Source organism: Variovorax atrisoli 110B (assembly GCF_000382045.1).
Classification (GTDB): Bacteria; Pseudomonadota; Gammaproteobacteria; order Burkholderiales; family Burkholderiaceae_C; genus Variovorax; species Variovorax atrisoli.
Genome location: NZ_KB907453.1, coordinates 190,708 through 214,501 on the forward strand (window position 1 = coordinate 190,708; position 23,794 = coordinate 214,501).

28 protein-coding genes and 1 other RNA gene are annotated in these 23,794 nt (G+C 65.8%); 18 read left to right on the plus strand and 11 right to left on the minus strand.

All coding sequences use genetic code 11. The features are described from left to right. The first annotated feature begins 83 nt into the window (after positions 1-83). The 3 genes from ubiG to ssrA all read left to right on the plus strand — a co-directional run bounded on the left by ubiG (position 84) and on the right by ssrA (position 1,867). Positions 84-803 (plus strand): bifunctional 2-polyprenyl-6-hydroxyphenol methylase/3-demethylubiquinol 3-O-methyltransferase UbiG, encoded by a 720-nt coding sequence (gene ubiG, locus G369_RS0114755; RefSeq protein ID WP_019654774.1) that lies wholly within the window; start codon positions 84-86, stop codon positions 801-803. Continuing rightward, the gene (locus G369_RS0114760) at positions 800-1,468 is read left to right on the plus strand and encodes an HAD-IA family hydrolase (RefSeq protein WP_019654775.1); all 669 of its coding nucleotides are present in this window, start codon (positions 800-802) and stop codon (positions 1,466-1,468) included. The genes ubiG and G369_RS0114760 overlap by 4 nt, the downstream gene beginning before the upstream one ends. Positions 1,469-1,481: 13 nt before the next feature. After that, positions 1,482-1,867, plus strand: a transfer-messenger RNA (tmRNA) gene (gene ssrA, locus G369_RS37350). Between the two features lie 67 nt (positions 1,868-1,934). On the opposite strand, the gene G369_RS0114765 is transcribed toward ssrA, so the two are convergent. After that, positions 1,935-2,360, minus strand: coding sequence for a low affinity iron permease family protein (locus tag G369_RS0114765; RefSeq protein ID WP_019654776.1), 426 nt, complete (start codon positions 2,358-2,360; stop codon positions 1,935-1,937). A 408-nt stretch (positions 2,361-2,768) separates the two neighbouring features. Here G369_RS0114765 and G369_RS0114770 point away from each other — a divergent pair, with 408 nt between their 5' ends. From G369_RS0114770 to G369_RS0114780, 3 genes are all read left to right on the plus strand, one after another. Further along, complete coding sequence (locus G369_RS0114770; RefSeq protein ID WP_019654777.1) at positions 2,769-3,104, plus strand: hypothetical protein; 336 nt, start codon at positions 2,769-2,771, stop codon at positions 3,102-3,104. 55 nt (positions 3,105-3,159) lie between these two features. Next, positions 3,160-3,597, plus strand: coding sequence for an Hsp20/alpha crystallin family protein (locus G369_RS0114775; RefSeq protein WP_019654778.1), 438 nt, complete (start codon positions 3,160-3,162; stop codon positions 3,595-3,597). A gap of 66 nt (positions 3,598-3,663) precedes the next feature. Next, positions 3,664-4,038 carry an Hsp20/alpha crystallin family protein gene (locus G369_RS0114780; RefSeq protein WP_051127589.1) on the plus strand — a complete coding sequence of 125 codons (375 nt, stop codon included), beginning with the start codon at positions 3,664-3,666 and terminating at the stop codon, positions 4,036-4,038. Positions 4,039-4,331: 293 nt separating this feature from the next. Here the strand turns inward: G369_RS0114780 and G369_RS38585 are convergent, their stop codons facing one another. The 3 genes from G369_RS38585 to G369_RS0114795 all read right to left on the minus strand — a co-directional run bounded on the left by G369_RS38585 (position 4,332) and on the right by G369_RS0114795 (position 5,206). Continuing rightward, positions 4,332-4,565 carry a hypothetical protein gene (locus G369_RS38585; protein ID WP_157773697.1) on the minus strand — a complete coding sequence of 78 codons (234 nt, stop codon included), beginning with the start codon at positions 4,563-4,565 and terminating at the stop codon, positions 4,332-4,334. A gap of 149 nt (positions 4,566-4,714) precedes the next feature. Further along, positions 4,715-4,921, minus strand: a complete 207-nt coding sequence (locus G369_RS0114790) for a hypothetical protein (RefSeq protein WP_019654780.1) — start codon at positions 4,919-4,921, stop codon at positions 4,715-4,717. 9 nt (positions 4,922-4,930) lie between these two features. Further along, a complete protein-coding gene (locus tag G369_RS0114795; RefSeq protein ID WP_019654781.1) occupies positions 4,931-5,206 on the minus strand; it encodes a hypothetical protein in 276 nt (91 codons plus the stop codon). 513 nt (positions 5,207-5,719) lie between these two features. Here G369_RS0114795 and G369_RS0114800 point away from each other — a divergent pair. From G369_RS0114800 to ntrC, 12 genes are all read left to right on the plus strand, one after another. Then, positions 5,720-7,315 carry a methyltransferase regulatory domain-containing protein gene (locus tag G369_RS0114800; RefSeq protein ID WP_019654783.1) on the plus strand — a complete coding sequence of 532 codons (1,596 nt, stop codon included), beginning with the start codon at positions 5,720-5,722 and terminating at the stop codon, positions 7,313-7,315. 58 nt (positions 7,316-7,373) lie between these two features. Continuing rightward, positions 7,374-9,110 (plus strand): gamma-glutamyltransferase, encoded by a 1,737-nt coding sequence (ggt, locus tag G369_RS0114805; RefSeq protein ID WP_019654784.1) that lies wholly within the window; start codon positions 7,374-7,376, stop codon positions 9,108-9,110. A gap of 61 nt (positions 9,111-9,171) precedes the next feature. Beyond that, a complete protein-coding gene (locus tag G369_RS0114810; RefSeq protein ID WP_019654785.1) occupies positions 9,172-9,921 on the plus strand; it encodes a pseudouridine synthase in 750 nt (249 codons plus the stop codon). Between the two features lie 102 nt (positions 9,922-10,023). After that, positions 10,024-11,028, plus strand: a complete 1,005-nt coding sequence (locus G369_RS0114815) for a YVTN family beta-propeller repeat protein (protein WP_019654786.1) — start codon at positions 10,024-10,026, stop codon at positions 11,026-11,028. After that, complete coding sequence (locus tag G369_RS0114820) at positions 11,012-11,833, plus strand: polysaccharide deacetylase family protein (RefSeq protein ID WP_026346383.1); 822 nt, start codon at positions 11,012-11,014, stop codon at positions 11,831-11,833. Before G369_RS0114815 ends, G369_RS0114820 begins: the two co-directional genes overlap by 17 nt. A gap of 27 nt (positions 11,834-11,860) precedes the next feature. Further along, positions 11,861-12,835 carry a sterol desaturase family protein gene (locus G369_RS0114825; protein WP_019654788.1) on the plus strand — a complete coding sequence of 325 codons (975 nt, stop codon included), beginning with the start codon at positions 11,861-11,863 and terminating at the stop codon, positions 12,833-12,835. Between the two features lie 50 nt (positions 12,836-12,885). After that, positions 12,886-13,773 carry an EI24 domain-containing protein gene (locus G369_RS0114830; RefSeq protein WP_019654789.1) on the plus strand — a complete coding sequence of 296 codons (888 nt, stop codon included), beginning with the start codon at positions 12,886-12,888 and terminating at the stop codon, positions 13,771-13,773. Beyond that, positions 13,770-14,570 (plus strand): competence/damage-inducible protein A, encoded by an 801-nt coding sequence (locus G369_RS0114835; RefSeq protein WP_019654790.1) that lies wholly within the window; start codon positions 13,770-13,772, stop codon positions 14,568-14,570. Before G369_RS0114830 ends, G369_RS0114835 begins: the two co-directional genes overlap by 4 nt. 146 nt (positions 14,571-14,716) lie before the next feature. Then, the gene (gene glnA, locus G369_RS0114840; protein WP_019654791.1) at positions 14,717-16,132 is read left to right on the plus strand and encodes a type I glutamate--ammonia ligase; all 1,416 of its coding nucleotides are present in this window, start codon (positions 14,717-14,719) and stop codon (positions 16,130-16,132) included. Between the two features lie 242 nt (positions 16,133-16,374). Next, positions 16,375-16,890: a hypothetical protein gene (locus tag G369_RS0114845; RefSeq protein ID WP_019654792.1), complete on the plus strand. Its 516-nt coding sequence runs from the start codon at positions 16,375-16,377 to the stop codon at positions 16,888-16,890. A gap of 11 nt (positions 16,891-16,901) precedes the next feature. Next, on the plus strand, positions 16,902-17,981 hold the full coding sequence (glnL, locus tag G369_RS0114850) for a nitrogen regulation protein NR(II) (RefSeq protein ID WP_019654793.1): 1,080 nt from the start codon (positions 16,902-16,904) through the stop codon (positions 17,979-17,981). A 27-nt stretch (positions 17,982-18,008) separates the two neighbouring features. Next, positions 18,009-19,571 carry a nitrogen regulation protein NR(I) gene (gene ntrC, locus G369_RS0114855; protein ID WP_019654794.1) on the plus strand — a complete coding sequence of 521 codons (1,563 nt, stop codon included), beginning with the start codon at positions 18,009-18,011 and terminating at the stop codon, positions 19,569-19,571. Between the two features lie 38 nt (positions 19,572-19,609). Here the strand turns inward: ntrC and G369_RS0114860 are convergent, their stop codons facing one another. The 7 genes from G369_RS0114860 to G369_RS0114890 form a co-directional block, all read right to left on the minus strand. Next, positions 19,610-20,122, minus strand: a complete 513-nt coding sequence (locus tag G369_RS0114860) for a hypothetical protein (protein WP_019654795.1) — start codon at positions 20,120-20,122, stop codon at positions 19,610-19,612. A gap of 4 nt (positions 20,123-20,126) precedes the next feature. Continuing rightward, positions 20,127-20,912, minus strand: a complete 786-nt coding sequence (gene xth, locus G369_RS0114865; RefSeq protein WP_019654796.1) for an exodeoxyribonuclease III — start codon at positions 20,910-20,912, stop codon at positions 20,127-20,129. Positions 20,913-21,059: 147 nt separating this feature from the next. Then, a complete protein-coding gene (gene arsB / locus G369_RS0114870; protein ID WP_019654797.1) occupies positions 21,060-22,142 on the minus strand; it encodes an ACR3 family arsenite efflux transporter in 1,083 nt (360 codons plus the stop codon). Positions 22,143-22,148: 6 nt separating this feature from the next. Then, positions 22,149-22,655 (minus strand): arsenate reductase ArsC, encoded by a 507-nt coding sequence (locus G369_RS0114875; protein ID WP_019654798.1) that lies wholly within the window; start codon positions 22,653-22,655, stop codon positions 22,149-22,151. Positions 22,656-22,693: 38 nt separating this feature from the next. Further along, positions 22,694-23,131 carry an ArsI/CadI family heavy metal resistance metalloenzyme gene (locus tag G369_RS0114880; RefSeq protein ID WP_019654799.1) on the minus strand — a complete coding sequence of 146 codons (438 nt, stop codon included), beginning with the start codon at positions 23,129-23,131 and terminating at the stop codon, positions 22,694-22,696. Continuing rightward, positions 23,128-23,469 (minus strand): ArsR/SmtB family transcription factor, encoded by a 342-nt coding sequence (locus G369_RS0114885; protein WP_019654800.1) that lies wholly within the window; start codon positions 23,467-23,469, stop codon positions 23,128-23,130. The genes G369_RS0114880 and G369_RS0114885 overlap by 4 nt, the downstream gene beginning before the upstream one ends. Positions 23,470-23,576: 107 nt before the next feature. Continuing rightward, entirely contained in the window at positions 23,577-23,792 is a 216-nt protein-coding gene (locus G369_RS0114890) for a hypothetical protein (RefSeq protein WP_019654801.1), read from the minus strand. Between the last annotated feature and the right edge of the window lie 2 nt (positions 23,793-23,794).

The following is a 23,794-nucleotide window of genomic DNA, read 5'->3' on the forward strand; positions in this document are numbered from 1 at the left end:
TTTTTATGGCTGCCGAATTCGCGATTGATCTTCGGCAAAGGCTTGCGGTGTTTATCGGACATCGACCGTTTCATAATCGCTTCATGACAGAAAACCTGAATGCCGATCCGGCCGAACTGGCCAAGTTTTCAGAACTCGCACATCGCTGGTGGGATTTGGAAAGCGAATTTCGGCCGCTGCATGAAATCAATCCATTGCGCCTGGAATGGATTGACGGTATTGCGCCGATTTCGCAGCGTCGTGTGCTCGATATCGGCTGCGGCGGCGGAATCCTGGCGGATTCGATGGCCCGCAAAGGAGCCGACGTTCTGGGCATCGACCTCGCCGGCAAGGCGCTCAAGGTCGCCCAGTTGCATGCGCTCGAGGCTGGCACCCGGGGAGTGAAGTACCGGGAGATCAGTGCGGAGGCGCTGGCTGCCGAGCAGCCGGGCAGCTTCGACGTCGTGACCTGCATGGAGATGCTCGAGCATGTGCCGCAACCGGCTTCGGTGATCCAGGCCTGCGCTGCGCTCGTGAAGCCGGGTGGATGGGTGTTCTTCTCGACGATCAACCGCAACCTGAAATCCTTCATGCTGGCGATCGTGGGAGCGGAATACGTGCTCGGCATGCTGCCCCGCGGTACCCATGAATATGCAAAGCTGATCCGGCCCAGCGAGTTGGCCGGGTACTGCCGGGCGGCCGGCCTGGATCTTCGCCATACGCGAGGGATGGAACACAACCCCCTGACCCGCCGCTACTGGCTCAGCGACGACACCAGCGTCAATTACATGTTCGCCACGCAAAAGCCTGGGCCGCAGGAATGATCGGCCGCGAAACAAGGGCCGTGCTGTTCGACCTGGATGGCACCCTGATCGACAGTGCACCCGACCTCGGCGCCGCCGCCGACAAGATGCGCACTGACCGCGGCCTCGATTCCTATCCGCTGGAGCGCTATCGCCCCATGGCTGGGGCAGGGGCTAGGGGCATGTTGGGCGTGGCGTTCGGCATCACGCCCGAGTCGCCGGAGTTCCCCGAGCTGCGCGAAGAGTTCTTCGTGGCCTACGAGCGCCGCATGCTCCTCAATACGCAGGTGTTCGATGGAGTGCAGGCGCTGATCGAGGCGCTGCGGGAGCGTGGCCTTCTGTGGGGCGTGGTCACCAACAAGTCGATGCGCTTCACCGATCCGCTGACCCAGGCCATTCCGCTCTTCGCCACTGCCGGCGCGGTCGTGAGCGGCGACACCACGCCGTTCGCGAAACCGCATCCCGAGCCTTTGTATGAGGCTGCACGCCGGCTCGGCGTGCCTTCCGAGGCGTGTATCTACGTCGGCGACGACGAGCGCGACATCATCGCGGGTCGCGCCGCAGGAATGCGCACGGTTGCGGCAACCTACGGCTACATGGGCTCGCAGGCCGATTCGACGCTTTGGCAGGCCGACGCATCGATCTCTTCACCCCTCGAGCTCTTGAAGTTGCTGATTAGCGCCTAAAATACGTCCTCCAGGGGCTGCACTGGTTTCGACGTGGGTTCGGAGTCGCAGCGGGGCATGTCGAGCTGAATGCGCTCGTAAAACAGATTCAAACAAACTAACTGCAAACGACGAACGTTTCGCACTCGCTGCTTAATTGCCAGTGAGCCTTGCAACAGTTGGCCGATGGGCTGGGCAAGGGGGTCTGGAGCAATCCTGACCTCCCGGCTGCAAGGATAACTACATGGGCTGGCTCCGATCCGGGTACCTTGGGTCGGGGCGAGAAAAATAGGGTACTGGCGTCCGGTTTAGCGTGTGACTGCGCGACTCCGGGAGCGAGACTCAAAACAGATCACTAAACATGTAGAACTGCGCGATGAAGGCTTGCGGACGGGGGTTCAAATCCCCCCAGCTCCACCAACATGACGTCCGAGGGCGTTCGCCGAAGTCCGGTGAACGCCCTTTTCACTTGGACGTTCTCCCTCGGCTATTTCGCCTCTGAATCTTCTTTTCCGTGCCCGCGCCGGCGGCGTTCGGCACGGGTGCGCTCCAGCGTCGCGTGGCTTTTCCTTGCCGCTGCTTCGCACTTCTGGTGCAGGACGCTCAGCTCCTGATCGGTGAGCTTCTCGATGCCCATGAATTCGTCTTGGGCGTCGGACGAGCGGATGAGTTCGTCGAGCTTGGTCTGCAGCGCCACGCCGTCGCGGTTCTGGGTGTTCTGGATCAGGAACACCATCAGGAAGGTCACGATGGTGGTGCCGGTGTTGATGAGCAACTGCCAGGTCTCCGAGAAACCGAAGAACGGTCCCGAAATCGCCCATGCCACGACGATGGCCACGCACGCCAGGAAGGTGATCGGACTTCCTGCGATGTGGGCGATCCGATTGGCGAAGCGGGCGAAGAGCTGGTCCATGGTCCTTCAAGTTGTTATGCGTTTTGCCGCGAAGGTTGACTGCATCGGCGGCGCCCGTGCGTCGGCCGGCGCCGCAGAAGTTGCTCAGGTAAAGCCGAGATGTTCGTCAGTTCGAGCCGTTGCCTTCCAGCGGTCGCGCCATGCAGGGCGCACGTTGCCGGAGTCGGATTTGTCCGACACCGCGGGCACGAACCGTGTCGTAGATTCTGGCTCCCTGCGGTCTCCCCGTAGGCTTGCTGTAAACCTCAGCCCGGCCCGAGCGGCCGGGCTTTTTTTCGCGTGGGGCATCGTCCCTGCACGGCCTTCGTGCTCGGGCCCGGGCGTCGAGAAACTCCCTCTTGAAAACGGCGAGGCGCCGCCTATCTTCACCTCCGTCGGAAATTGGTCGACCGAAAAGGAGGTAATGCAATGACCATGAACTTGCTCAAGCAAATCGCCGGCTCCCGCCTACCTGTCACGTTCTATCGCACTGAAGACATCGACCAGGTCAGGGTACTGCGCGCCGCCGGGCTCGTCGTCGCCCTCGTGCCGTCGCCTTCGGATCCTCTTTCCCTGTCTGGTGCAGCCTCGGCTGCGCAGGTGCTTGCCATCACCCAGAAGGGACGCGAGGAACTGGCGAAATTCAACTATCCGGACTCACGCGCTCCGCGCTGGCGAAGCCGTTCGTCGCGCTTCACCGCAAGGCTGCGCTCGTTCGCCCGCGGCTCCTCGCAGGCTGCCAGCGCTTCCCGCCTGCCCCAGTGAGGGCTCCGGCCCTTCCCCAGGTTTTCACAGGTTCCAGATTTTTGGAGGTTCAGCCATGTACCGAGCTTTCTTCCCGCGCGACATGCTCGCGGAAATGGACCGTCTGCAGCGAGACATGCGGCAGGCATTCGATCTTGCGCCCACCATCCGGGGCTTCGGCAGCAACGGGTTTCCCGCGCTGAATGTCGGTGCGACGCCGCAGGCGGTGGAAATCTATGCCTTCGCTCCCGGCGTCGATCCGTCCACGCTGGAGGTCCATCTCGAGCGTGGCCTGCTGACCATCGCCGGCGAGCGCAAGAGCGTGCTGCCCGAGGCGGGCGCGAAGGCGGCCGTGCACATCAACGAACGCTTCGAAGGTTCGTTCCGCCGCATGTTGACGCTGCCCGACGACGCGGACCCCGAGGCGGTCGATGCCAAGCTGCGCGACGGCTTGCTGCACATCACCGTCCGCCGCCGCGCATCGGCCCAGCCGCGCCGCATCGCCGTCCAGTGATCGCTGTCCAGTGATATCGAGGAGATGAACACCATGAGCAACGACATCCAGACCCGTTCCTCCGGCATGCCGGAGAACCACGAGCCGAAGAAGGCTCCGCGCTATGGCAGCGCCGCGCTGACGCCTCCTGTCGACGTGATCGAAGATGCAGGAGGCATCACGCTCTATGCCGACCTTCCAGGGGTTTCGCGCGAGAACCTGAACCTCCACGTTGAAGCGGAGACCCTGACCATCGAGGCCGAGTCGAGCCTGACCGTGCCCGAAGGCCTGAAGACCAGCCATACGGAAGTCGGCCTCGGGCGGTTCCAGCGCGTCTTCACGCTCAGCAAGGAGCTGGACACCGAGAAGGTGTCCGCGGAGCTTGCGCAGGGCGTGCTGAAGCTGCGAATCCCCAAGGCCGAGCACGCGAAGCCCAGGCGCATCAACGTCGAGGTGGCTTGAGCGATGGTGGGCGGGGCGGTTCGCTGCCCCGCCGAGGTGGACTCGACGCAGCTCAAGCAGGTCTTTCGCGATCGTGCGTCGCAATGCGCTGCCGCTGCGGCGGCCCGCTATCGGAAGGCGCTGAAGGCACCGATTCCGCCGGGAGTGCGCGGGTGGTCGAGCGCCAGGCTGAGGGCGCCCAGCGCAACCATGACCAGATCAAGGCGCTGCGGGACGAGCTGCGCGAACGGTCTTGAGTTCGTATGTGCCCAGCGTGACGACCAGGCACTTGCTGGTAGGCATCGATCGGGAGATCAGACCAGAACGGCTGGCCCCCCGTCGGGGCCGATCGGGGAGCTTATGGTTGTTGGTTCGACCGGCTGTACGTCGAACGGATCGCAAGGGCTGCTGATCTGGTTTCCGTCGAATTTCACTCGCAGGAACCTTCCGTTCGCGCCGGCTACAGTGCCGAGCCTGCCGTCACACAATACGCGGCTTCCTCGCTCGAGATCGAGCCCGTGCAGCCGGCAAATCTCCTTGATGGTCATCTTTCTTGCTCACGGCGTAGTTGTCAGCAAATTGTTTTCGGATGACAGGGAGGCGTCTTCTTCCGGGATTCGTCCGCTTGTGTAGGACGGGCGCGTGGGCGCTTGAAGTCGTGCGCCGCGTCCGGCGACGTCAGCTCAGGCAGGCGCTGTCAATAGCACTGGAAGAGGACGCCCTGTTCCGCAGGAGCCTTGCCCAGCCAGCGCGGCGTCTTGTCGCGCGCATCGCAATAGTCTGATGCCTGGACATAGGTCATGGCGCGCAGCACGCCTTCACGGACTTGCGTCACCTCGTTCGGGGGAGTGGAACAGCCGGCGACGAGGACCAGGGTGAGCGGAAGCAGTGTGCGCCAAATCATCGGGGCATTCTAAGACCGGGGATCGTTGGAGCTGCGCCCGCGGCCCGGGTAGAGATACCTGAAGTACTCGCCCGACCGGCCGAACAATTGCCTGGCGAGCTGGACCGGATCTTCGTCCTTGTGCTTTTCGTAGAGCACGGGTCCCCAGATGATGAAGCCGTCGATGCTGAGGCTCCTGGGTGAAGGCTCGATGGCCTTCCATGCATGTGCGAACTTCGAGATCCAGGCAAGCGCTTCCTTGAGCGGGTAGTTCGGCGGCGGGGTCGTTTCGTCGGTCGCGGGCATGGCGGACTTCCTTGTTGAAAAGACTGTATGAATATACAGTAAACTGCGCCCATGGAAAACATGCCCGCCACTCTCTGGATCGCCGCCTGCGCGCACCGGCTGCAGCAGCGGTGGCACACGGTGGACGCCCTCGAGCTCGAGGACGTCGCACGAACCCTGTGGCGCGACGCGCGCCTGCGTGCCATGTGGCCTGAAGACGCCGCGGCAGACTGGCTCCGCCCGGTGGCCCGCCCCGAGGAATGCGGCGAATGTTCTTCCGGTCCCGGTCCTTCCAATCCCAGTTTCTCCTTGACGGGTAAACCGTCCCCCGCTGGTCAACCTGTGCGGGGGCCTTGACGCAATGCCAAGCAGATAGGCTTTTCACGCCCGGCCATTTGGCCGGGCTTTTTTATTGCGCGATGGCCTGTGGTCACGGCTATAGTCGGCGAGCACTGTCACATCGCAGTCACCGTCTGTGATCGTCTCTGCGCTCCTTCCTGCCACCTGCCCAGATCCCGAAGAAAAAGGACGCCCGTGCCGGACTCCCTGACTTCCGAGTTGACCAGCTACTACGACACGGTGCCCTACGACTCGCATCCGTTTCCGCAATCGGCGATGGAGCACCTGGAAGCGCTGGCCTTTCTCTTCGGTCTGGACGTTCCTCCTCCCGCGACGGCCCGCGTGCTGGAACTCGGCTGCGCCGCCGGCGGCAATCTGATTCCCTTCGCGGCGCGCCATCCCGAGGCGCGCGCGGTCGGCGTCGACCTCTCGACGGTGCAGGTGGCCCAGGGCGCTGCCGCCATCGCGCGCGCGGGGCTTTCGAACATCGAACTCAAGGCGTTCAACCTGGCGGAGATCGACGCCTCGTTCGGGCAGTTCGACTACATCGTCTGCCACGGCGTCTACAGCTGGGTGCCAGGCGAGGTGCAGGACGCGATCCTGCGCATCTGCAGCGAGAACCTCGCGCCCAACGGCGTGGCCTACGTCAGCTACAACGTTTACCCCGGCTGGAAGGCGCGCGAGATCGTGCGCGACGCGATGATCCTGCGCGGCGGCCCGCGCGATACGCCGGAAGAAAAGCTCTCCTATGCGCGAGGCATGCTCGACTTCCTCGAGCAGTCGGCCCGTGCCGACAGCGTGCTCAAGAAGACGCTCGAAGAGGCGATGCCCATCGTGCGCAACGCCAACAGCTCCTACCTGCTGCACGAGTTCCTCGAGCCATGCAACGCGCCGTGCTATTTCAAGGAGTTCGTCGCGCGCGCGCAGACCCGCGGCCTGGCCTACCTGTGCGACGCCGAGCCGTCGACGATGTTCGTGCAGAACTACGGTGAGAAGGTGCGCGATCCGCTGCTGCGCGAGTGCGGGGGCAGTCAGGTGCTCATGGAGCAGTACCTCGATTTCCTGGTCAATCGCACGTTCCGCCAGACGCTGCTTGTCGGGCAGGCCCACGCCCAGGGCGTCCGCTACAGGCTGGAGCCTGCGCGCATCCGCCAGCTCGAGCTCGCGGGTGCCTTCAAGACGGAAGACGGTTCTGCGCTCGCGCTCGATGCGCGCGAGCAGCCCTGCAATGCGCAGCGCGGCCTCAAGGTGACGCTGCGGCTGCCGGTGCACAAGGCGGTGGCGCATCTGCTCGACACGCGCTATCCGGCCTCGATGTCCGCCGGATCGCTCATCGAGGCGGTGGCCGCGCTGGTGGGGCAGCCTGCGGCGGCGGTCGAGCCGGCCGTGATGGCCATGGTCGAGGAACTGCTGATCCTCGGCGCCCTGCGGTTCAGGCGCTCGCCGGTGCGCACCGCCGAAGCGGTCTCCGGCCTGCCGCAGGCCTTGTCCGCGGTGCGAAGCGCGGTGGCCCTCGTGCCCGGTGCCAGTCCCGCCGCCAGCACCTGCAACCAGTGGCATGAGCATGTGACGGTGTCGCTGCTCGAACGCAGCCTGCTGCCGCTGCTCGACGGCACCCGTTCGCACGAGGCGCTGGCAGAGCATCTCGAAGCCGAGGTGCGCAGCGACAGGCTGCGCTTCGTCAAGGACGAAAAGCCGCTGACCGATCCGGCGGCCGTCAGGGAGTTCGCGCGCCAGCAGGTTGCGGTCGCGCTCGACGCGCTGCGCCGCAAGGGGCTGCTCACGGCATGACCTGCCGGCAGGGCACCACACCAAAGATTCTTCAACACGCTCTAGAGGAGACTTCAACATGCAACAAATCCACTGGACTCCCAAGCTGAGGGGCGCCGTCGCGGCGGTGCTCGTGCTGGCCGCGGCCGGCGCGACGCACGCGGCGTCGGTGGCGCCCGTCGCCGCCGAGAACGGCATGGTCGTGAGTGCCCAGCACCTGGCCACCAAGGTCGGCGTCGACGTGCTCAAGCGCGGCGGCAACGCAGTCGACGCGGCGGTGGCCGTGGGCTATGCGCTGGCGGTGGTCTATCCCGCAGCGGGCAACCTCGGCGGCGGCGGCTTCATGACCGTGCAGCTGGCCGACGGCCGCAAGACCTTCCTCGATTTCCGCGAGAAGGCCCCGCTGGCCGCCACGGCCAACATGTACCTCGACAAGGACGGCAACGTCATCAAGGGCCTGAGCACCAAGGGCCACCTCGCCGTGGGCGTGCCCGGCAGCGTCTCGGGCATGGAGTACGCGCGCGAGAAGTACGGCACCATGAAGCGCGGCGAGCTGCTCGCCCCGTCGATCCAGCTGGCGGAGAAGGGCTTCGCGCTGGAGCAGGGCGACATCGACCTGCTCGCCACCGCCACGGCCGACTTCAAGGAAGACCCCGCCACGGCCGCCATCTTCCTGAACAAGGGCGAGCCCTACAAGGTGGGCGACAAGCTGGTGCAGAAGGACCTGGCGAAGACCCTGCGCGAGATCAGCGCCAAGGGCACCGACGGCTTCTACAAGGGCTGGGTCGGCAACGCCATCGTGGCCTCCAGCCAGGCTGGCAAGGGCCTGATCACGCAGGCCGACCTCGACCAGTACAAGACGCGCGAAATGGCACCCGTGGAGTGCGACTACCGCGGCTACCGTATCGTGTCGGCGCCCCCGCCGAGCTCGGGCGGCGTGATCATCTGCGAGATGCTCAACATCCTCGAGGGCTATCCGCTCAAGGACCTGGGCTACCGCTCGGCACAGGCCGTGCACTACCAGATCGAGGCCATGCGCCACGCCTACGTGGACCGCAACAGCTACCTGGGCGACCCCGACTTCGTGAAGAACCCGCTCGAGCGGCTGCTCGACAAGGGCTACGCCGAGAAGATCCGCGCCGTCATCGACCCGAAGAAGGCCGGTGTCTCCAAGGACATCAAGCCCGGCGTCGCACCGCATGAAGGCAGCAACACCACCCACTACTCGATCGCGGACAAGTGGGGCAACGCGGTCTCGGTGACCTACACGCTGAACGACTGGTTCGGCGCCAAGGTCACGGCCGCCAAGACCGGCGTGCTGCTGAACGACGAGATGGACGACTTCACCTCGAAGGTGGGCGTGCCCAACCTCTACGGCCTGGTGCAGGGCGAGGCCAACAAGATCGAGCCGGGCAAGCGCCCGCTGAGCTCGATGAGCCCGACCATCGTGTCCAAGGACGGCAAGCCGGTGATGGTGGTCGGCACCCCGGGTGGCAGCCGCATCATCACCGCGGTGATGCTGACCATGATCAATGCCATCGACTACGGCATGAACGTGCAGGAAGCCGTCGACGCGCCGCGCTTCCACCAGCAGTGGCTGCCCGACGTCACCAACGTCGAGACCTACGCGCTGAGCCCCGACACGCGCAAGATCCTGACCGACATGGGCCACAACCTGGGCGTGCCGCAGCCGGCCAACCATCTGGCGGCGATCATCGTCGGTGCGCCGTCGCTGGGCGGCAAGCCGGTCGGCAACAACCGCTTCTACGGCGCCAACGACCCGCGCCGCAACACGGGCCTGGCGGCAGGCTACTGATCCTGCGGCAAACTCGAAGGCGGTCGTGCCCTTGACGGCGCGGCCGCTTTTTTCATTTCCCATGCACCTGCAAGACATCCTATTCACCCAGGGCTTCGGCACGCGCCGCGTGTGCGCGGGCCTTGTCCAGCAAGGCCTCGTGACCATCGACGGCAAGGCGGTGATCGACCCCTTCGCCGATCTCGACCCCGAGGGCCTTCAGTACACAGTGCAGGGCACCCCGTGGGAGTACCACGAGAAGGCCTACCTGATGCTGCACAAGCCCGCCGGCACCGAGTGCTCGCAGAAGCCCTCGACCTATCCGAGCATCTACACGCTGCTGCCGTCGCCGCTGCGGCTGCGGCCCAACAAGGGCGCAGTGCAGGGCGTGCAGGCCATCGGCCGGCTCGATCAGGACACCACCGGCCTGCTGCTCCTGACCGACGACGGCCAGTTCATCCACAAGATGGGCTCGCCCAAGCACCACGTGCCCAAGGTCTACGAGGTGACGGCCAAGCACCCGGTGGACGAGGCGCAGATCGCGAAACTGCTGGCCGGCGTGGTGCTCGACGACGATCCGAAGCCGGTACGCGCCGCCGCCTGCGAGTCCGACGGCCCGCTGCACCTGCGGCTCACGCTCACCGAGGGCAAGTACCACCAGGTCAAGCGCATGCTGGCGGCGGTCGGCAACCGGGTGGAGGGGCTGCATCGCTCGCGCATCGGCGACCTGGCGCTGCCAGCCGACCTCGCGCCCGGGCAGTGGCGCTGGCTGACGGCCGACGAGGTCGCGGGCCTGCGCGCACCGGCCAGGCCCGCCAAGGCATTGAAGTAGAAGGGGAAAAACGCAGGGAAACGAGGGAAAAGGGCACGATTCCGGTCAGCCAGTCTTAAGGGCCGGCCGTTAACATTCCGAACTCTCTCCCGGAATCTTCCCTTGCGACTCCCTGCCCGACCGAACGGCCGCCTCGCGGCTTTCCTGCTTGCCTGCATGACGGCCTTCGCGGCCCACACCGCCGCCGCAGCGCCGGAACCTCCTCCGATCTTCGTGCTCAACTCGCTGGACGCGAACGTCAGCGTGATCAATCCCGTCGACTGGACGGAAAAGCTGCGCATTCCCACTGGCAAGGAGCCGCACCACATCTACATGACGCCCGACGAGAAGTCGGTCATCGTGGCCAATTCGGCGGGCGACTCGCTGACCTTCCTGAACCCTCGCACGGCGGAAGTCCAGCGCGTGGTCTACGGGATCATCGATCCATACCAGCTGCAGTTCTCGCGCGACATGAAGTGGTTCGTGACGGCCGGCAACCGGCTGAACCACGTCGACGTCTACCGCTGGGACGGCAAGGACCTGAAGCTGGCCAAGCGCATCGCCAGCGGCAAGACGCCCAGCCACATCTGGATCGACAACACCAGCACCATCGCCTACGTGACGATGCAGGACAGCGACGAGATGATCGCCGTCGACCTGCCCACCCAGACCATCAAGTGGCGCGTCGCCACCGGCGCCATGCCGGCCGACATCTTCGGCGTGCACAACGACAAGACCCTGCTCGTCGGCCTGACCGGCAGCGATGGCGTGCAGGTGTTCGACGTGGCGGGCGCCGAGCCCAAGCTGGTCGGCAAGATCCCCACCGGCAAGGGCGCCCATGCCTTCCGGTCGGCCGGCGACGGCAAGACCGTGTTCGTGAGCAACCGCGTGGCCAACACCATCAGCCGCATCGACCTGGCGACGCTGAAGGTGGTCGCGACCTACCCGGTGCCCGGCGGCCCCGACTGCATGGACGTCTCTGCCGACGGCAAGACGCTCTACGTGACCTCGCGCTGGGCCAAGAAGCTCAGCGTGGTCGACCTGGCCAGTAACAAGGTCGTGCGCCAGGTCAACGTCGGACGCTCGCCGCACGGCGTGTGGACCCTGGACCATGCGAAGCGCATCTAGGCGCGCCGGGGTCGCCGCCGCGGCCTCCATGGTCGTCCTGGCGGCGGCGCTCGCGCCCGGCGCCTGGGCGGCGCAGGAGCCGGCCGCCTGCGAGAAGCCCGTCTACCTGACCTTCGACACCGGCCACATGGGCATCGCGCCCCTGGTGGCCGACGTGCTCAAGCGGCAGGACGTGCGCGTCACCTTCTTCGCCGCCGCCGAGCGCACCCAGACCGACGGCGACAGCCTCGACGACCACTGGGCGCCCTGGTGGAAGGCGAGGGCGGCCGAAGGCAACGAATTCGGCTCCCACACCTATGACCACGCCTACTGGCGCGGCGACGTGAAGGGCACGCCCCCCAGCTTCCGCATCAGGCCTTCGGCCGGCCCGCAGAACGGCAAGGAATCGACCTGGAGCGCGGCCGAGTACTGCGCCAACATCAGGAAGGCTTCCGACCGGCTGGCGGCGGTCACCGGCAAGAAGCCGCTGCCGCTGTATCGCGCGCCGGGTGGCAAGACCTCGCCCGCGCTCCTGGCTGCGGCCGAGGGCTGTGGTTACAAATACGTGGGCTGGGCGAGTGCCGGATTCCTCGGCGACGAACTGCCGAGCGAGAAATTCAGCAATGCGAAGCTGCTGACGCAGGCGCTGGACACCATCCGCCCCGGCGACATCCTGCTCGCCCACCTGGGCATCTGGTCGCGCAAGGACCCGTGGGCGCCCGCCAACCTCGAGCCGCTGATCGTCGGCCTGAAGGCCAAGGGCTTCTGCTTCCGCACGCTGCGCCAGCATCCGGACTTCAAGGGCTGGATCGCCTCCCATCCCTGAAAAACTGAACGACGAGTTTTCCCGATCGTGATCGACTGGCTGACAGACGCCTTTTCCGCCCTGCAGGGCTGGTTCTTCGAGACCGCCGTGCAGCCGCTGGTCTACGCCGTGGGCCTGGGCGGCTGGACCGAGGATGCCTTCGACGCCACTGGCTGGCTGCTGGTCGGGCTGATCCAGATCCTGGTGCTCGTCGCCGTCATCGGGCCGCTGCAGCGCTGGCGCTCGGTGGAGCCGGTGGCGGACCGTCATGCGATCCGCATCGACATGCTCTACACGCTGATCCACCGCCTCGGCCTGTTCCGGCTGGCGATCTTCTTCACGCTGCAGCCCTTCTTCGACGACGCCATGGGCGCGCTGCGCACGGCGGGGTGGGGCACCTTCCACCTCGACGAGGTGTGGCCCGGCGTCACCGACATCCCATGGGTGGCCTTCGCCATCTACCTCGTCGTGCTCGATTTCGTCGGCTACTGGATCCACCGAGGCCAGCACCAGTTCAACTGGTGGTGGGGACTGCATTCGCTGCACCACTCGCAGCGCCAGATGACGATGTGGAGCGACGACCGCAACCACCTGCTCGACGACATCATCCACGACGCACTGATCGTCATCGTGGCGCAGCTCATCGGCGTGGCGCCGGGGCAGTTCATCGCGTTCGTCGCCTTCACCCAGCTCAGCGAGAGCCTGCAGCACGCCAACCTGAGGCTGAGCTTCGGCTCCATCGGCGAGCGGCTGTGGATCAGCCCGCGCTTCCACCGGCTGCACCACAGCATCGGGCTGGGTCATGAATCGAAAGGCGCCAGCACCCTCGGGGGCCACAACTTCGGCGTGCTGCTGCCATGGTGGGACATGCTCTTTCGCACCGCCAACTTCGAGGACCGCTACGACCCGACCGGTATCCGCGACCAGGTCGAACCCCGTGCCGACGGCCACGTGCGCGACTACGGCCGCGGCTTCTGGGCCCAGCAATGGCTGGGGCTGAAGCGAATGGTCGGTCGCGGCTGAGGGGCTACGGCGCCTGAAGGGCGCTCCCCAGAGGTTATCCTCGCTGCCTCATGCGCCTGCTCCTCGACTCCTTCTGGCGCGCGGTCGCCTACTGCATGCTGCCGCGCGTGATCGTGCTGTCGCTGCTGCCGTTGGGGCTGATGATCGTGCTGGCCGCGGCGCTGGGCTACTTCTACTGGGACGCTGCCGTGGCCTGGACCCGCGGCGCACTCGACGCCTGGCCGCTGCTGTCGAGCTTCTGGTCGTGGATCGGCCGTCTCTTCTCGGGTGACGTCACTTCCGTGCTGGCATCGCTGGTGGTGGTGTTCGCCGCCACGCCGGTGATCGTGGTGGTCTGCCTGCTGATCGTGGCCGGGTTCATGGCACCCGCCCTGACCAGGCTGGTGGCCGAGCGGCGCTTTCCGGGGCTCGAACAGAAGAAGGGCGCTTCCTTCTTCGGCAGCGTGGCGCGCTCGCTGGGCGCCACCGTGCTGGCGGTGATCGCGCTGGTGGTGTCGATGCCGCTGTGGCTCATTCCGCCGCTGGTGCTGATATTGCCGCCGCTGATCTGGGGCTGGCTCACCTACCGCGTGATGAGCTTCGATTCGCTGGCCGAGCACGCCAGCCCCGAGGAACGCGTCGCGCTCATCCGCGCACACCGGCTGCCGCTGCTGTGCATCGGCGTGCTGTGCGGCTACCTGGGCGCTGCGCCAAGCATCGTCTGGGCGTCGGGCCTGCTGTTCGCCGCCGCTTTCTTCGTGCTGATCCCGATCGCCATCTGGATCTACACCCTGGTCTTCGCCTTCTCGGCCCTCTGGTTCGCCCACTACTGCCTCGACGCACTCGCGCAGCTGCGCGCCCTGCGTGCGGCCGCGGAGGCCTCGGCGGCAGCCGGCGTGCCCGCCATCGAGGCCGACGAGGCCAGCAAGGCCGCTCTTTCCCAATGGGGTTCACCATGACTCGCACATTCGGTCTCATCGTCGTCGGCGACGAGATCCTTTCCGGCAAGCGTGCCGACAAGCACATGGCCAAGGTCATCGAGCTGCTCTCCGCGCGCGGCCTGCAGCTCAGCTGGGCCGAATACGTGGGCGACGAGCCCGCGCGCATCACCGCGGCGCTGCAGCGCGCCTTCGCCTCGGGCGACATCGTCTTCTCGACCGGCGGCATCGGCGCCACCCCCGACGATCACACCCGCCAGTGCGCCGCCAAGGCGCTCGGCGTGCCGCTGGCGCTCCATCCTGAGGCCGAACTGCTGATTCGCGAGCGCATGCAGGACACCGCGCGCGAGCAGGGCCTGCCCTATGAGCCCGACCGGGCCGACAACGTGCACCGGCTCAACATGGGCGTCTTTCCGCAGGGCGCCACCCTCATCTACAACCCCTACAACAAGATCCCGGGCTTCAGCGTCGGCGACGTGCATTTCGTGCCGGGTTTTCCCGTGATGGCCTGGCCGATGATCGAATCCGTGCTCGACGGCCGCTACGCCGGACTGTTCGCCACCAATGCCGTCGCCGAGAAGTCCGTGATCGTTTTCGGTGCCATGGAGGCCACCCTGACCCCGCTCATGGAGGCCATCGAGGCCACCCACGCGGGCGTCAAGGTGTTCAGTCTGCCGAGCGTCGATCACCCCACCTACGGCCGGCATATCGAGCTGGGCGTCAAGGGTGAGGCCGCCCGGCTCGACGCCGCCTATGCCCAGCTGATCGAAGGCCTGCACACTTTCGATGCCAAGCTTGGCCCCGAATTGGTGCGTTGAAATCAATTGCACCAAAATAGTGATTTTCTGCCTTCATTTGGGCTGCCAGACTGCCATCAAAGCCTCACCGGGTGAGGTGACAATGGCACAGAAACTGCATCCCGCATCCCCGCATTCCTAACCACCATCCAACTCAGGAGAAACTGATGGCAAAGACCGTCGCCGATGTACTCAAGCTCGTCAAGGAAAACGAGGTCAAGTTCGTCGACTTCCGCTTCACCGACACCCGCGGCAAAGAGCAGCACGTGACCGTGCCGGTCTCGGCTTTCGATGAAGACAAATTCACCTCGGGCCACGCATTCGACGGCTCGTCCATCGCCGGCTGGAAGGGGATCGAAGCTTCGGACATGCAGCTCATGCCCGACCCGAACACCGCCAACATCGACCCGTTCTTCGAAGAAACGACGCTGATCCTGACCTGCGACGTGATCGATCCCGCCGACGGCAAGGCCTACGAGCGCGACCCCCGTTCGCTCGCCAAGCGCGCCGAGGCCTACATGAAGGCATCGGGCCTGGGCGACACCGCCTACTTCGGTCCGGAACCCGAATTCTTCGTGTTCGACGGCGTGCGCTGGAAGAACGACATGTCGGGCTGCTTCGTGAAGATCGAATCCGAAGAAGCCTCGTGGAACACCGACAAGGAATTCGAGCACGGCAACACCGGCCACCGTCCCGCGGTCAAGGGCGGCTACTTCCCGGTTCCCCCGGTTGACAGCTTCCAGGACATGCGCTCGGAAATGTGCCTGGTGCTCGAATCGCTGGGCATCCCGGTCGAAGTGCATCACCATGAAGTGGCCAACGCCGGCCAGATGGAACTGGGCACCAAGTTCAGCACGCTGCTGCAGCGCGCCGACTGGGTCCAACTGCAGAAGTACGTGATCCACAACGTGGCCCACGCCTACGGCAAGACCGCCACCTTCATGCCCAAGCCCATCGTCGGCGACAACGGCTCCGGCATGCACGTGCACCAGTCGGTCTGGAAGGACGGCAAGAACCTGTTCGCCGGCGACGGCTACGCAGGTCTCTCGGACTTCGCCCTGCACTACATCGGCGGCATCATCAAGCACGCCCGCGCCCTGAACGCCATCACGAACCCCGGCACCAACAGCTACAAGCGCCTGGTGCCCGGCTTCGAAGCCCCGGTGAAGCTGGCCTACTCGGCCAAGAACCGCTCGGCCTCGATCCGCATCCCGTTCGTGGCCAACCCGAAGGGCCGTCGCGTCGAAGCGCGCTTCCCCGATCCGCTGATGAACCCGTACCTGGGCTTCTCGGCCCTGCTGATGGCCGGTCTCGACGGCGTGGAAAACAAGATCCATCCGGGCGAAGCCGCCAGCAAGGACCTGTACCACCTGCCGCCGGAAGAAGACGCGCTGATCCCGACCGTCTGCCACAGCCTCGACCAGGCCCTGGAATACCTGGACAAGGACCGTGCGTTCCTGACCAAGGGCGGCGTGTTCACCGATGCCTACATCGATGCGTACATCGAACTGAAGATGCAGGAAGTCACGCGCTTCCGCATGGCGACCCATCCTGTCGAGTTCGACATGTACTACTCGTTGTAATTGGTTCGCCCCCAGGCTTCGCGCACTTCGTGTCGCTTCGCCAACCCCCTTCCGGGGGCGACACCGACGGCCCGGCAAAGCCGGTTCCGTGGTGTCCCCCGCGAAGAGGTTGGGGGCTTGTAAGCCTGATGGGTTATGAAGGACGGCTTGGCCGTCCTTTTTCTTTGGGGCGGAACATCTGGTCACTGTTCGCGTCGAATTGCACGAAAATGCAGCCCTGTTGCCGCCCTCTACCGATACATATGAAGACTGCTTCCCTCATTTTCCTGGCCGGTTCATTGCTCGCGTTGCCGGCGCTTTCGCAGGAGCGCGTCTGGCGTTGCGGCAACGAGTACACGAACAACGCGACCATCGCGCAGCAGAAGGGCTGCAAGGTCATGGAAGGCGGCAACGTCACGGTGGTGCAGGGCACGAGGGCTTCGGGCGGTGGTTCGTCTTCTTCTTCCTCGTCGTCGGGCGGCTCGTCCGCTGCGCGGTCGCCTGCAGGCAGCCCGCGGGTCGAAGGCGTCGACCAGCGTGCCCGTGACGGCGAGGCGCGCGCGGTGCTCGAAGCCGAGCTTCGCAAGGCCGAGGCGCGGCAGGCCGAACTGCAGAAGGAATACAACAACGGCGAGCCCGAGAAGCAGGGCAGCGAGGGCCGCAACTACCAGAAGTACCTGGACCGGGTCGCCGAGATGAAGGCGGAGCTCGCACGCAACGAGAGCGACATCGCCGGCATCCGCCGCGAGCTCGGCCGCCTGCCGGCCAAGCAACAGTAGTCGTCGTCATCATGGTGTTCGGGAAGAAGGCGGTCGGCGCCAATTCGCGCTTTCAGTCCTTCGACCTGTTGTCCACGCTGATCGCGGTGGTCGACAGCAAGGGCTCGGTGCTGTTCGCCAATGCAGGGCTCGAAGACGCGCTCGGCACTTCGCGCCGCACGCTCGAGGGTTCGCAGTTCGGTGCGTGCTTCCACGAGCCGCAGGTTCTGCGCACTGCCATCGACGGCGCGAGCAGCAACGACTTCGCCACGCTGCGCTACGAGGCCTTGCTGCGCCGCGTGAACCACGAGCTGATGCCGGTGCAGGTCTCGCTTGCGCAGGGCGAGAAGAAGGGCGAGCTCATCATCGAGATGTCGCCGCTGGAGCAGCAGGTGCGGCAGGACCGCGAGGAGCGCCTCATCGACCAGGCGCAGGCGAACAAGGAGCTCATCCGCAACCTTGCGCACGAGATCAAGAACCCGCTGGGCGGCATCCGCGGCGCAGCGCAGCTGTTGCAGATGGAGGTCGAGTCGCGCGACCTCATCGAGTACACGCAGGTCATCATCCACGAGGCCGACCGGCTGCAGACGCTGGTCGACCGCCTATTGGCACCGCACCGCCGCCCGCACGTGGTGGGCGACGTCAACATCCACGAAGTCTGCGAGCGCGTGCGCTCGGTCATCCTCGCGGAGTTTCCGCGCGACCTGCACATCGAGCGCGACTTCGACGTCTCCATTCCCGAGTTCCGCGGCGACCGGGAGCAGCTCATCCAGGCCACGCTGAACATCGCGCACAACGCGGCGCAGGCGCTGGCCGAGCGCCGCGCGGCGGGTGACGCGCAGATCACTTTCAAGACGCGGGTGGCCCGCCAGGTGATCTTCAACAAGCAGTGGTATCGACTGGCACTGGAATTGCATGTAATCGACAATGGACCGGGTGTGCCGGACACGATCAAGGACCGCATCTTCTATCCGCTCGTATCGGGCAGGGAAGGCGGGACAGGGCTGGGATTGACGCTCGCACAAACTTTTGTGCAACAGCATCACGGCGTGATCGAGTGCGACAGCGTCCCGGGCCGAACCGATTTCAAGATATTGATACCGCTGCCCTAGCGCAGCCACCGGCAACAGAGGAGATGCATGAAGCCGATCTGGATAGTTGATGACGACCAATCGATTCGCTTCGTGCTCGAGAAGGCTCTGCTGCGCGAAGACCTGCCCACGCGCAGTTTCACCAATACGCGCGAGGTGCTGGCAGCACTCGAACAGGCCGCCGACGACGACCAACTCGCACCTCAGGTCCTGGTAAGCGACATTCGCATGCCCGGCGGTTCCGGGCTCGACCTGCTCGACAAGATCAAGGCCATGCATCCGGGCCTGCCCGTCATCATCATGACGGCGTTCTCCGACCTCGACAGCGCGGTCTCGGCCTTCCAGGGCGGCGCCTTCGAATACCTGCCGAAGCCCTTCGACCTGCCGCGCGCGGTCGAGCTCATCCGCCGCGCGGTCGACGAAAGCCAGCGCGAGGAAGTGGCGGAGGAGCGCATGGTCGCCGCGCCCGAGATGCTCGGCCAGGCGCCCGCCATGCAGGACGTGTTCCGTGCCATCGGACGGCTCTCGCAGAGCAACGTCACGGTGCTCATCACCGGCGAGTCGGGCTCGGGCAAGGAACTGGTGGCGCGCGCGCTGCACAAGCATTCGCCCCGCGCCAACGGGCCCTTCGTGGCCATCAACACCGCCGCGATCCCCAAGGACCTGCTGGAGAGCGAACTCTTCGGCCACGAGCGCGGCGCCTTCACCGGCGCACAGACCATGCGCCGCGGCCGCTTCGAGCAGGCCGAGGGCGGCACGCTCTTCCTCGACGAAATCGGCGACATGCCCTTCGACCTGCAGACGCGCCTGCTGCGCGTGCTGAGCGACGGCCATTTCTACCGCGTGGGCGGCCACAACTCGGTGAAGGCCAACGTGCGCGTCATCGCGGCGACCCACCAGGACCTGGAGCAGCGCGTGAAGCTCGGCGGCTTCCGCGAAGACTTGTTCCACCGCCTCAACGTGATCCGCCTGCGCCTGCCCGCACTTCGCGAGCGCGGCGAGGACGTGCCTGCGCTCACGCGCCACTTCCTGCAGGTGAGCGCGCGGCAGCTCGGCGTCGAGCCCAAGCGCATCTCAGATGCGGCGCTCGCCAAGCTGGCGGCCTTCAACTTCCCCGGCAACGTGCGCCAGCTGGAGAACATCTGCCACTGGCTCACGGTGATGGCGCCGGCCCAGCTGATCGAGGCGAAGGACCTGCCGCCCGAAGTGATGATGGCCGGTGGCACGACCGCCGAGGCGCATGCCGCGGGCGAAGCACCGGCACTCGCGTCGAACGTGACGGCGGCACATCAGCCGGCCCCCTCGCTGCCCGCCACGGCAAGCGGCGAGGCGATGCCATCGGGGCACGTCTTCTCCGAGCCTGCGGAGGCCCACGCCCCCGCAGCTCCAGCCAGCGTCAGCAACTGGGAGAGCGGCCTCGAAGCCGAGGCCCAGGCCCTGCTGGCTGCCGGCCGCACCGACGTGTGGGATGTGCTCTCGCGCCGTTTCGAGTCGAGACTGATCCTCACCGCGCTGGCCAACACGCGGGGCCGACGCATCGAGGCGGCACAGAAGCTCGGCATCGGCCGCAACACCATCACCCGGAAGATCCAGGAACTCGGCATCGAATGAAAAAGGCCCTCTCAGGGCCTTTTTCTTTTCCCACTCTTTCAGCGGCTTCTCTGCCCCTGCGTCAGCGAATCGATCTGGAACTTGTCGCTGCGGTCCCAGAGCCAGGTGTCCACGTAGGTGTGGGCGCCGAGCTTGCCCGGGTTGGGCAGCGGCGACGCGGCCTTGATCATCTCCGCGATCTTCGGCGCCACTTCGGGCGCATGGCTGGGCGTGCGGCTGAAGGTGACGTTCACCACCTTGCCCGTCGCATCGATGTCGGTCTCCACCACCACGACCGCGTAAACGAGCGGCGGCAGCTTGCCCTTGTAGATGAGGTTCGCGTACTTGTTGTAGATGTGGCGAGCGCCGATCTTCCGGTAGGCGCGAACCACGGGCGTCTGCGCGGTGATGAGGCGCACCGTCGCCACCTCGCGGCCATCGGTGGCGGTTTCCCCGGCGGGCGCGGCGACGGTCCCCTTGTCGCCTTCCTCGGCCTTGTCGGCCGGCTTCAGCAGCGAGCAGGCCGAGAGCGACAGCGCAATGGCGACCAGCGCAAGTTTGCGCGCGACCATGGGTTCAGCCACCCCGGTCGAGGTCGAGCACCACCGGCGCATGGTCGCTCGGCTTTTCCCACTTGCGCGGCACGCGGTCGATGACGCAGCCCTTCACGCTGGGCACCAGGGACTCGCTCACCAGGATGTGGTCGATGCGCAGCCCGCGGTTCTTCTGGTAGCCCAGCATGCGGTAGTCCCACCACGAGTAGCTCTTCTCGGGCTGCTCGAACATGCGGAAGCTGTCCTTCAGGCCCAGGTCGAGCAGCGCCTTGAAGTGGTTGCGCTCTTGCGTCGTGTGGTGGATCGTTTCCTTCAGGCCCACGGGGTCGAAGCTGTCGCGGTCCTCGGGAGTGATGTTGAAGTCGCCCAGCAGCACGAGGTCGGGATTGGCCACCAGCTCCTGGCGCAGCGAATCGCGCAGCGCGTCGAGCCACTTCATCTTGTATTCGAACTTGTCCGTGCCTGGCGCCTGGCCGTTCACGAAGTAGCCGTTGACCACGCGCAGCGGACCCGAGGGCGTCTCCACCGTGGCCGCGATCACGCGCGACTGGTCGTCGCTGAAGCCGGTGATGTTTTTCACCACGTCTCGCACGGGGGCGAGGCTCAGGATCGCGACGCCGTTGTACGTCTTCTGGCCGAACACCGCGGCCTCGTAGCCTGCCGACTTGAGCACGTCGAGCGGGAATTTGTCGTCCGTCATCTTCAGCTCCTGCAGGCACAGCACGTCGACCGGATTGGCGATGAGCCAGTCGAGCACGTGCTGCAGGCGCGCAGTGAGGGAGTTGACGTTCCAGGTGGCTATGCGCAAGTGATTCTCCAATGGGGGTTGATCGCGTCGATTTTTATCAGCGAGGAATCGACTCATCCGATTTTCGGGCGACCGGTTTTGTATCCGGTTGTCGCTTTCCCCTGTAGGCCGATGGCCTCGGGCACGGCATGGTGCCACACCGGTTGTTCAGCGACTCAGCCCCTGTTCGTACCAGCCGCGGGTGCGCGTCACCACGGACACCACGGCCAGCATGAGCGGCACTTCGATCAGCACGCCCACGACGGTCGCCAGCGCCGCACCCGACTGGAAGCCGAACAGGCTGATGGCGGTCGCCACCGCGAGCTCGAAGAAGTTGCTCGCGCCGATGAGTGCCGACGGCCCCGCGACGCAGTGTGCAACGCCGAGCTTGCGGTTCAGCAGGTAGGCCAGCCCCGAGTTCAACACGACCTGGCAGAGGATCGGAACGGCCAGCAGCGCGATCACCAGCGGCTGCGCGATGATCGCCTCGCCCTGGAACGCGAAGAGAAGCACCAGCGTGAGCAGCAGTGCGCCCATGGACCAGCGGCCGAGCCGGGCGCCCACGGCCTGCAGCCGCGCCTGTCCTTTTTGCAGGAGATGCCGGCGCAGCAGCTGGGCGATGACGACCGGCACCACGATGTAGAGGCCCACCGAGATGAGCAGCGTGGCCCAGGGCACCGTGATCGACGACAGCCCCAGCAGCAGCGCCACCAGCGGCGCGAAGCCAACCACCATCAGCGCGTCGTTGAGCGCGACCTGCGACAGGGTGAAGTACGGGTCGCCGCGGCAGAGCTGGCTCCAGACGAAGACCATCGCCGTGCACGGCGCGGCCGCGAGCAGGATCAGGCCCGCCACGTAGCTGTCGAGCTGGTCCGCCGGCAGCAGCGTCGCGAACGCATGGCGCACGAAGAGCCAGCCCAGCAGCGCCATCGAGAAGGGCTTGACGAGCCAGTTGACCGCCAGTGTCACGCCGATGCCGCGCCAGTGCGCCTTGACCTGTCCGAGCGCTCCGAAGTCGATCTTCAGGAGCATCGGAACGATCATCACCCAGATGAGCATGCCCACAGGCAGGTTGACCTTGGCGATCTCGAGGCGCGCGACCGCCTGGAAGGCGGAGGGAAACCATTGGCCCAGCGCCACGCCTGCGACGATGCATAGCGCGACCCACACTGTGAGATAGCGCTCGAAGCCGCCCATCGGGGGCGGGGCGGCGGACCGGTCCGCGTCGGGCGGCGCGATGGAGGACGACATCTCGCTTCAGCTCTTGGCGAGTTCGCGCGCGGTGGCCTGCAGCGACATCCCGTCGAGGCTGGCGGCCGGCAGGTTCACCAGCAGTCCCAGGCGGCTGCGGATCGCGTGCAGGGTCTGGCGGAAGGCCTCCCGCTTGCGTTCGTCGTCGCCCGCTACTTCCGAGGGATCGGCATAGCCCCAGTGGGCCGTGGCCGGCTGGCCGGGCCAGTAGGGGCAGGCCTCTCCCGCGGCGTTGTCGCACACGGTGACGACAAGGTCCATGCGCGGCGCATCGGGCCTGCCGAACTCGTCCCAGCTCTTGCTGCGCAGGCCCGCGGTCTCGATGCCCGCCTTGCGCAGCACCTCGATGGCCATGGGGTTGGGCTGCTGGTTCTCGCGCGGGCTGCTGCCGGCCGAGTAGGCCTTGAAGCGCCCGCCGCCGATGTCGTTGAGTATCGCTTCGGCGAGGATGCTGCGCGCCGAGTTGTGCGTGCAGAGAAAGAGCACGTTGAGCGGCGTGGTGGTGTCGGTCATGGGAACTTGAGGTCTTTGGGGGCAGGGGACTTGGTGGCTCAGCAGCAGGCTTCGGCCTTGCCGGGAGCGGCGGTGCAGCAGGCGTCCGCCTGCTGGCCCGGCTTGTTGTGGACGGGCACGGAGTCGAGCGTGCGGTAGTGTTCCCAGGCGATGCCCTGCGGGTCGGTCACCCAGTGCTTTTCGCTGCGGGCATAGCAGCAGCTGGTTTCGCCCTCGTCGAGCAGCGACCTGTCGGCCAGCTCGGCGCGCGAGCGCAACTGCGCCAGTTCGCCCTCGTCCTCCGCCTGGATGCCAAGATGGTCGATGCCCTTGCCGCTGCCGAAGGTCGAGATCGCGAAGTTCAGGCGGGGGTCTTCGAGCATCCACTTGGCGTAGTCGGCTTCGACGCGCGCGGGCTCGGCGGCGAACAGGCGGGAATAGAACGTGATGCTCCGGTCGAGGTCGTCGACGTGCAGGTGGACGTGGAATCGCTTCATGACGTGGCTCCTTGGCTCTTGCAGGACTTGGTTCTGTCGTCGACCGCACAGGAGGCGCCTGCGCAGCAGTTTTCGGTGAGGAAGCCCAGCAGCGCGTCCATCTGATCGAAGGCGGCCCTGTAGACCAGGTTGCGGCCGTTGCGCTCCTGCGTGATCAGGCCGGAATTGGTCAGCTCCTTCAGGTGGAAAGACAGGCTGGTGGCCGGCACTTCCATGGCCTCGACCAGCGCCCCTGGTGTCAGGCCTTCGGGGCCGGCCACCACGAGGGCGCGAAAGACGCGAAGGCGCAGGGGCTGCGCGAGCGCCGCGAGCGATTGGATGACTTTTGATTCTTCCATTATTCAATAATACTCGAATAATGAAATTAATGAGCAAGCAGATGCTCTTTCTCATGCGCTGCACGTGCGGTACGCGCGAGCAGCGAACCTGGATTCGGCCTGAACTACTACGACTGCGGTGAGGCCGGTTCCTGCGAGGCCTGCTGCTGTGCTGTCTGGGCCTGCTGTGCGTCCGGCGCGGCGGCCGGTTCCGTCTCTGCGTGGTGCCTGATCGCGATGCCCTTGACGAGGTGGCGGGGCAGGTGGTGCGTCTTCCGCAACTGCGCCAGCGCCTCGCTGCGCGCCGGCTCGCATACAGGCAGGAACATGTGCAAAACGCTCATGG

Excerpts from the sequence above, each read along its gene's own strand:
- G369_RS0114835 (WP_019654790.1), top strand. The coding sequence starts at position 13,770 with ATGACTCGCACATTCGGTCTCATCGTCGTCGGCGACGAGATCCTTTCC.
- glnL (WP_019654793.1), top strand. The coding sequence starts at position 16,902 with ATGGTGTTCGGGAAGAAGGCGGTCGGCGCCAATTCGCGCTTTCAGTCC.
- glnA (WP_019654791.1), top strand. The coding sequence starts at position 14,717 with ATGGCAAAGACCGTCGCCGATGTACTCAAGCTCGTCAAGGAAAACGAG.
- G369_RS0114810 (WP_019654785.1), top strand. The coding sequence starts at position 9,172 with ATGCACCTGCAAGACATCCTATTCACCCAGGGCTTCGGCACGCGCCGC.
- G369_RS38585 (WP_157773697.1), bottom strand. The coding sequence starts at position 4,565 with ATGACCATCAAGGAGATTTGCCGGCTGCACGGGCTCGATCTCGAGCGA.
- ntrC (WP_019654794.1), top strand. The coding sequence starts at position 18,009 with ATGAAGCCGATCTGGATAGTTGATGACGACCAATCGATTCGCTTCGTG.
- G369_RS0114885 (WP_019654800.1), bottom strand. The coding sequence starts at position 23,469 with ATGGAAGAATCAAAAGTCATCCAATCGCTCGCGGCGCTCGCGCAGCCC.
- G369_RS0114845 (WP_019654792.1), top strand. The coding sequence starts at position 16,375 with ATGAAGACTGCTTCCCTCATTTTCCTGGCCGGTTCATTGCTCGCGTTG.
- G369_RS0114795 (WP_019654781.1), bottom strand. The coding sequence starts at position 5,206 with ATGCCCGCGACCGACGAAACGACCCCGCCGCCGAACTACCCGCTCAAG.
- G369_RS0114765 (WP_019654776.1), bottom strand. The coding sequence starts at position 2,360 with ATGGACCAGCTCTTCGCCCGCTTCGCCAATCGGATCGCCCACATCGCA.
- G369_RS0114780 (WP_051127589.1), top strand. The coding sequence starts at position 3,664 with ATGCCGGAGAACCACGAGCCGAAGAAGGCTCCGCGCTATGGCAGCGCC.
- G369_RS0114820 (WP_026346383.1), top strand. The coding sequence starts at position 11,012 with ATGCGAAGCGCATCTAGGCGCGCCGGGGTCGCCGCCGCGGCCTCCATG.
- G369_RS0114860 (WP_019654795.1), bottom strand. The coding sequence starts at position 20,122 with ATGGTCGCGCGCAAACTTGCGCTGGTCGCCATTGCGCTGTCGCTCTCG.
- G369_RS0114890 (WP_019654801.1), bottom strand. The coding sequence starts at position 23,792 with ATGAGCGTTTTGCACATGTTCCTGCCTGTATGCGAGCCGGCGCGCAGC.
- G369_RS0114770 (WP_019654777.1), top strand. The coding sequence starts at position 2,769 with ATGACCATGAACTTGCTCAAGCAAATCGCCGGCTCCCGCCTACCTGTC.
- ggt (WP_019654784.1), top strand. The coding sequence starts at position 7,374 with ATGCAACAAATCCACTGGACTCCCAAGCTGAGGGGCGCCGTCGCGGCG.
- ubiG (WP_019654774.1), top strand. The coding sequence starts at position 84 with ATGACAGAAAACCTGAATGCCGATCCGGCCGAACTGGCCAAGTTTTCA.
- G369_RS0114880 (WP_019654799.1), bottom strand. The coding sequence starts at position 23,131 with ATGAAGCGATTCCACGTCCACCTGCACGTCGACGACCTCGACCGGAGC.
- G369_RS0114790 (WP_019654780.1), bottom strand. The coding sequence starts at position 4,921 with ATGATTTGGCGCACACTGCTTCCGCTCACCCTGGTCCTCGTCGCCGGC.
- arsB (WP_019654797.1), bottom strand. The coding sequence starts at position 22,142 with ATGTCGTCCTCCATCGCGCCGCCCGACGCGGACCGGTCCGCCGCCCCG.
- G369_RS0114830 (WP_019654789.1), top strand. The coding sequence starts at position 12,886 with ATGCGCCTGCTCCTCGACTCCTTCTGGCGCGCGGTCGCCTACTGCATG.
- G369_RS0114875 (WP_019654798.1), bottom strand. The coding sequence starts at position 22,655 with ATGACCGACACCACCACGCCGCTCAACGTGCTCTTTCTCTGCACGCAC.
- G369_RS0114760 (WP_019654775.1), top strand. The coding sequence starts at position 800 with ATGATCGGCCGCGAAACAAGGGCCGTGCTGTTCGACCTGGATGGCACC.
- G369_RS0114775 (WP_019654778.1), top strand. The coding sequence starts at position 3,160 with ATGTACCGAGCTTTCTTCCCGCGCGACATGCTCGCGGAAATGGACCGT.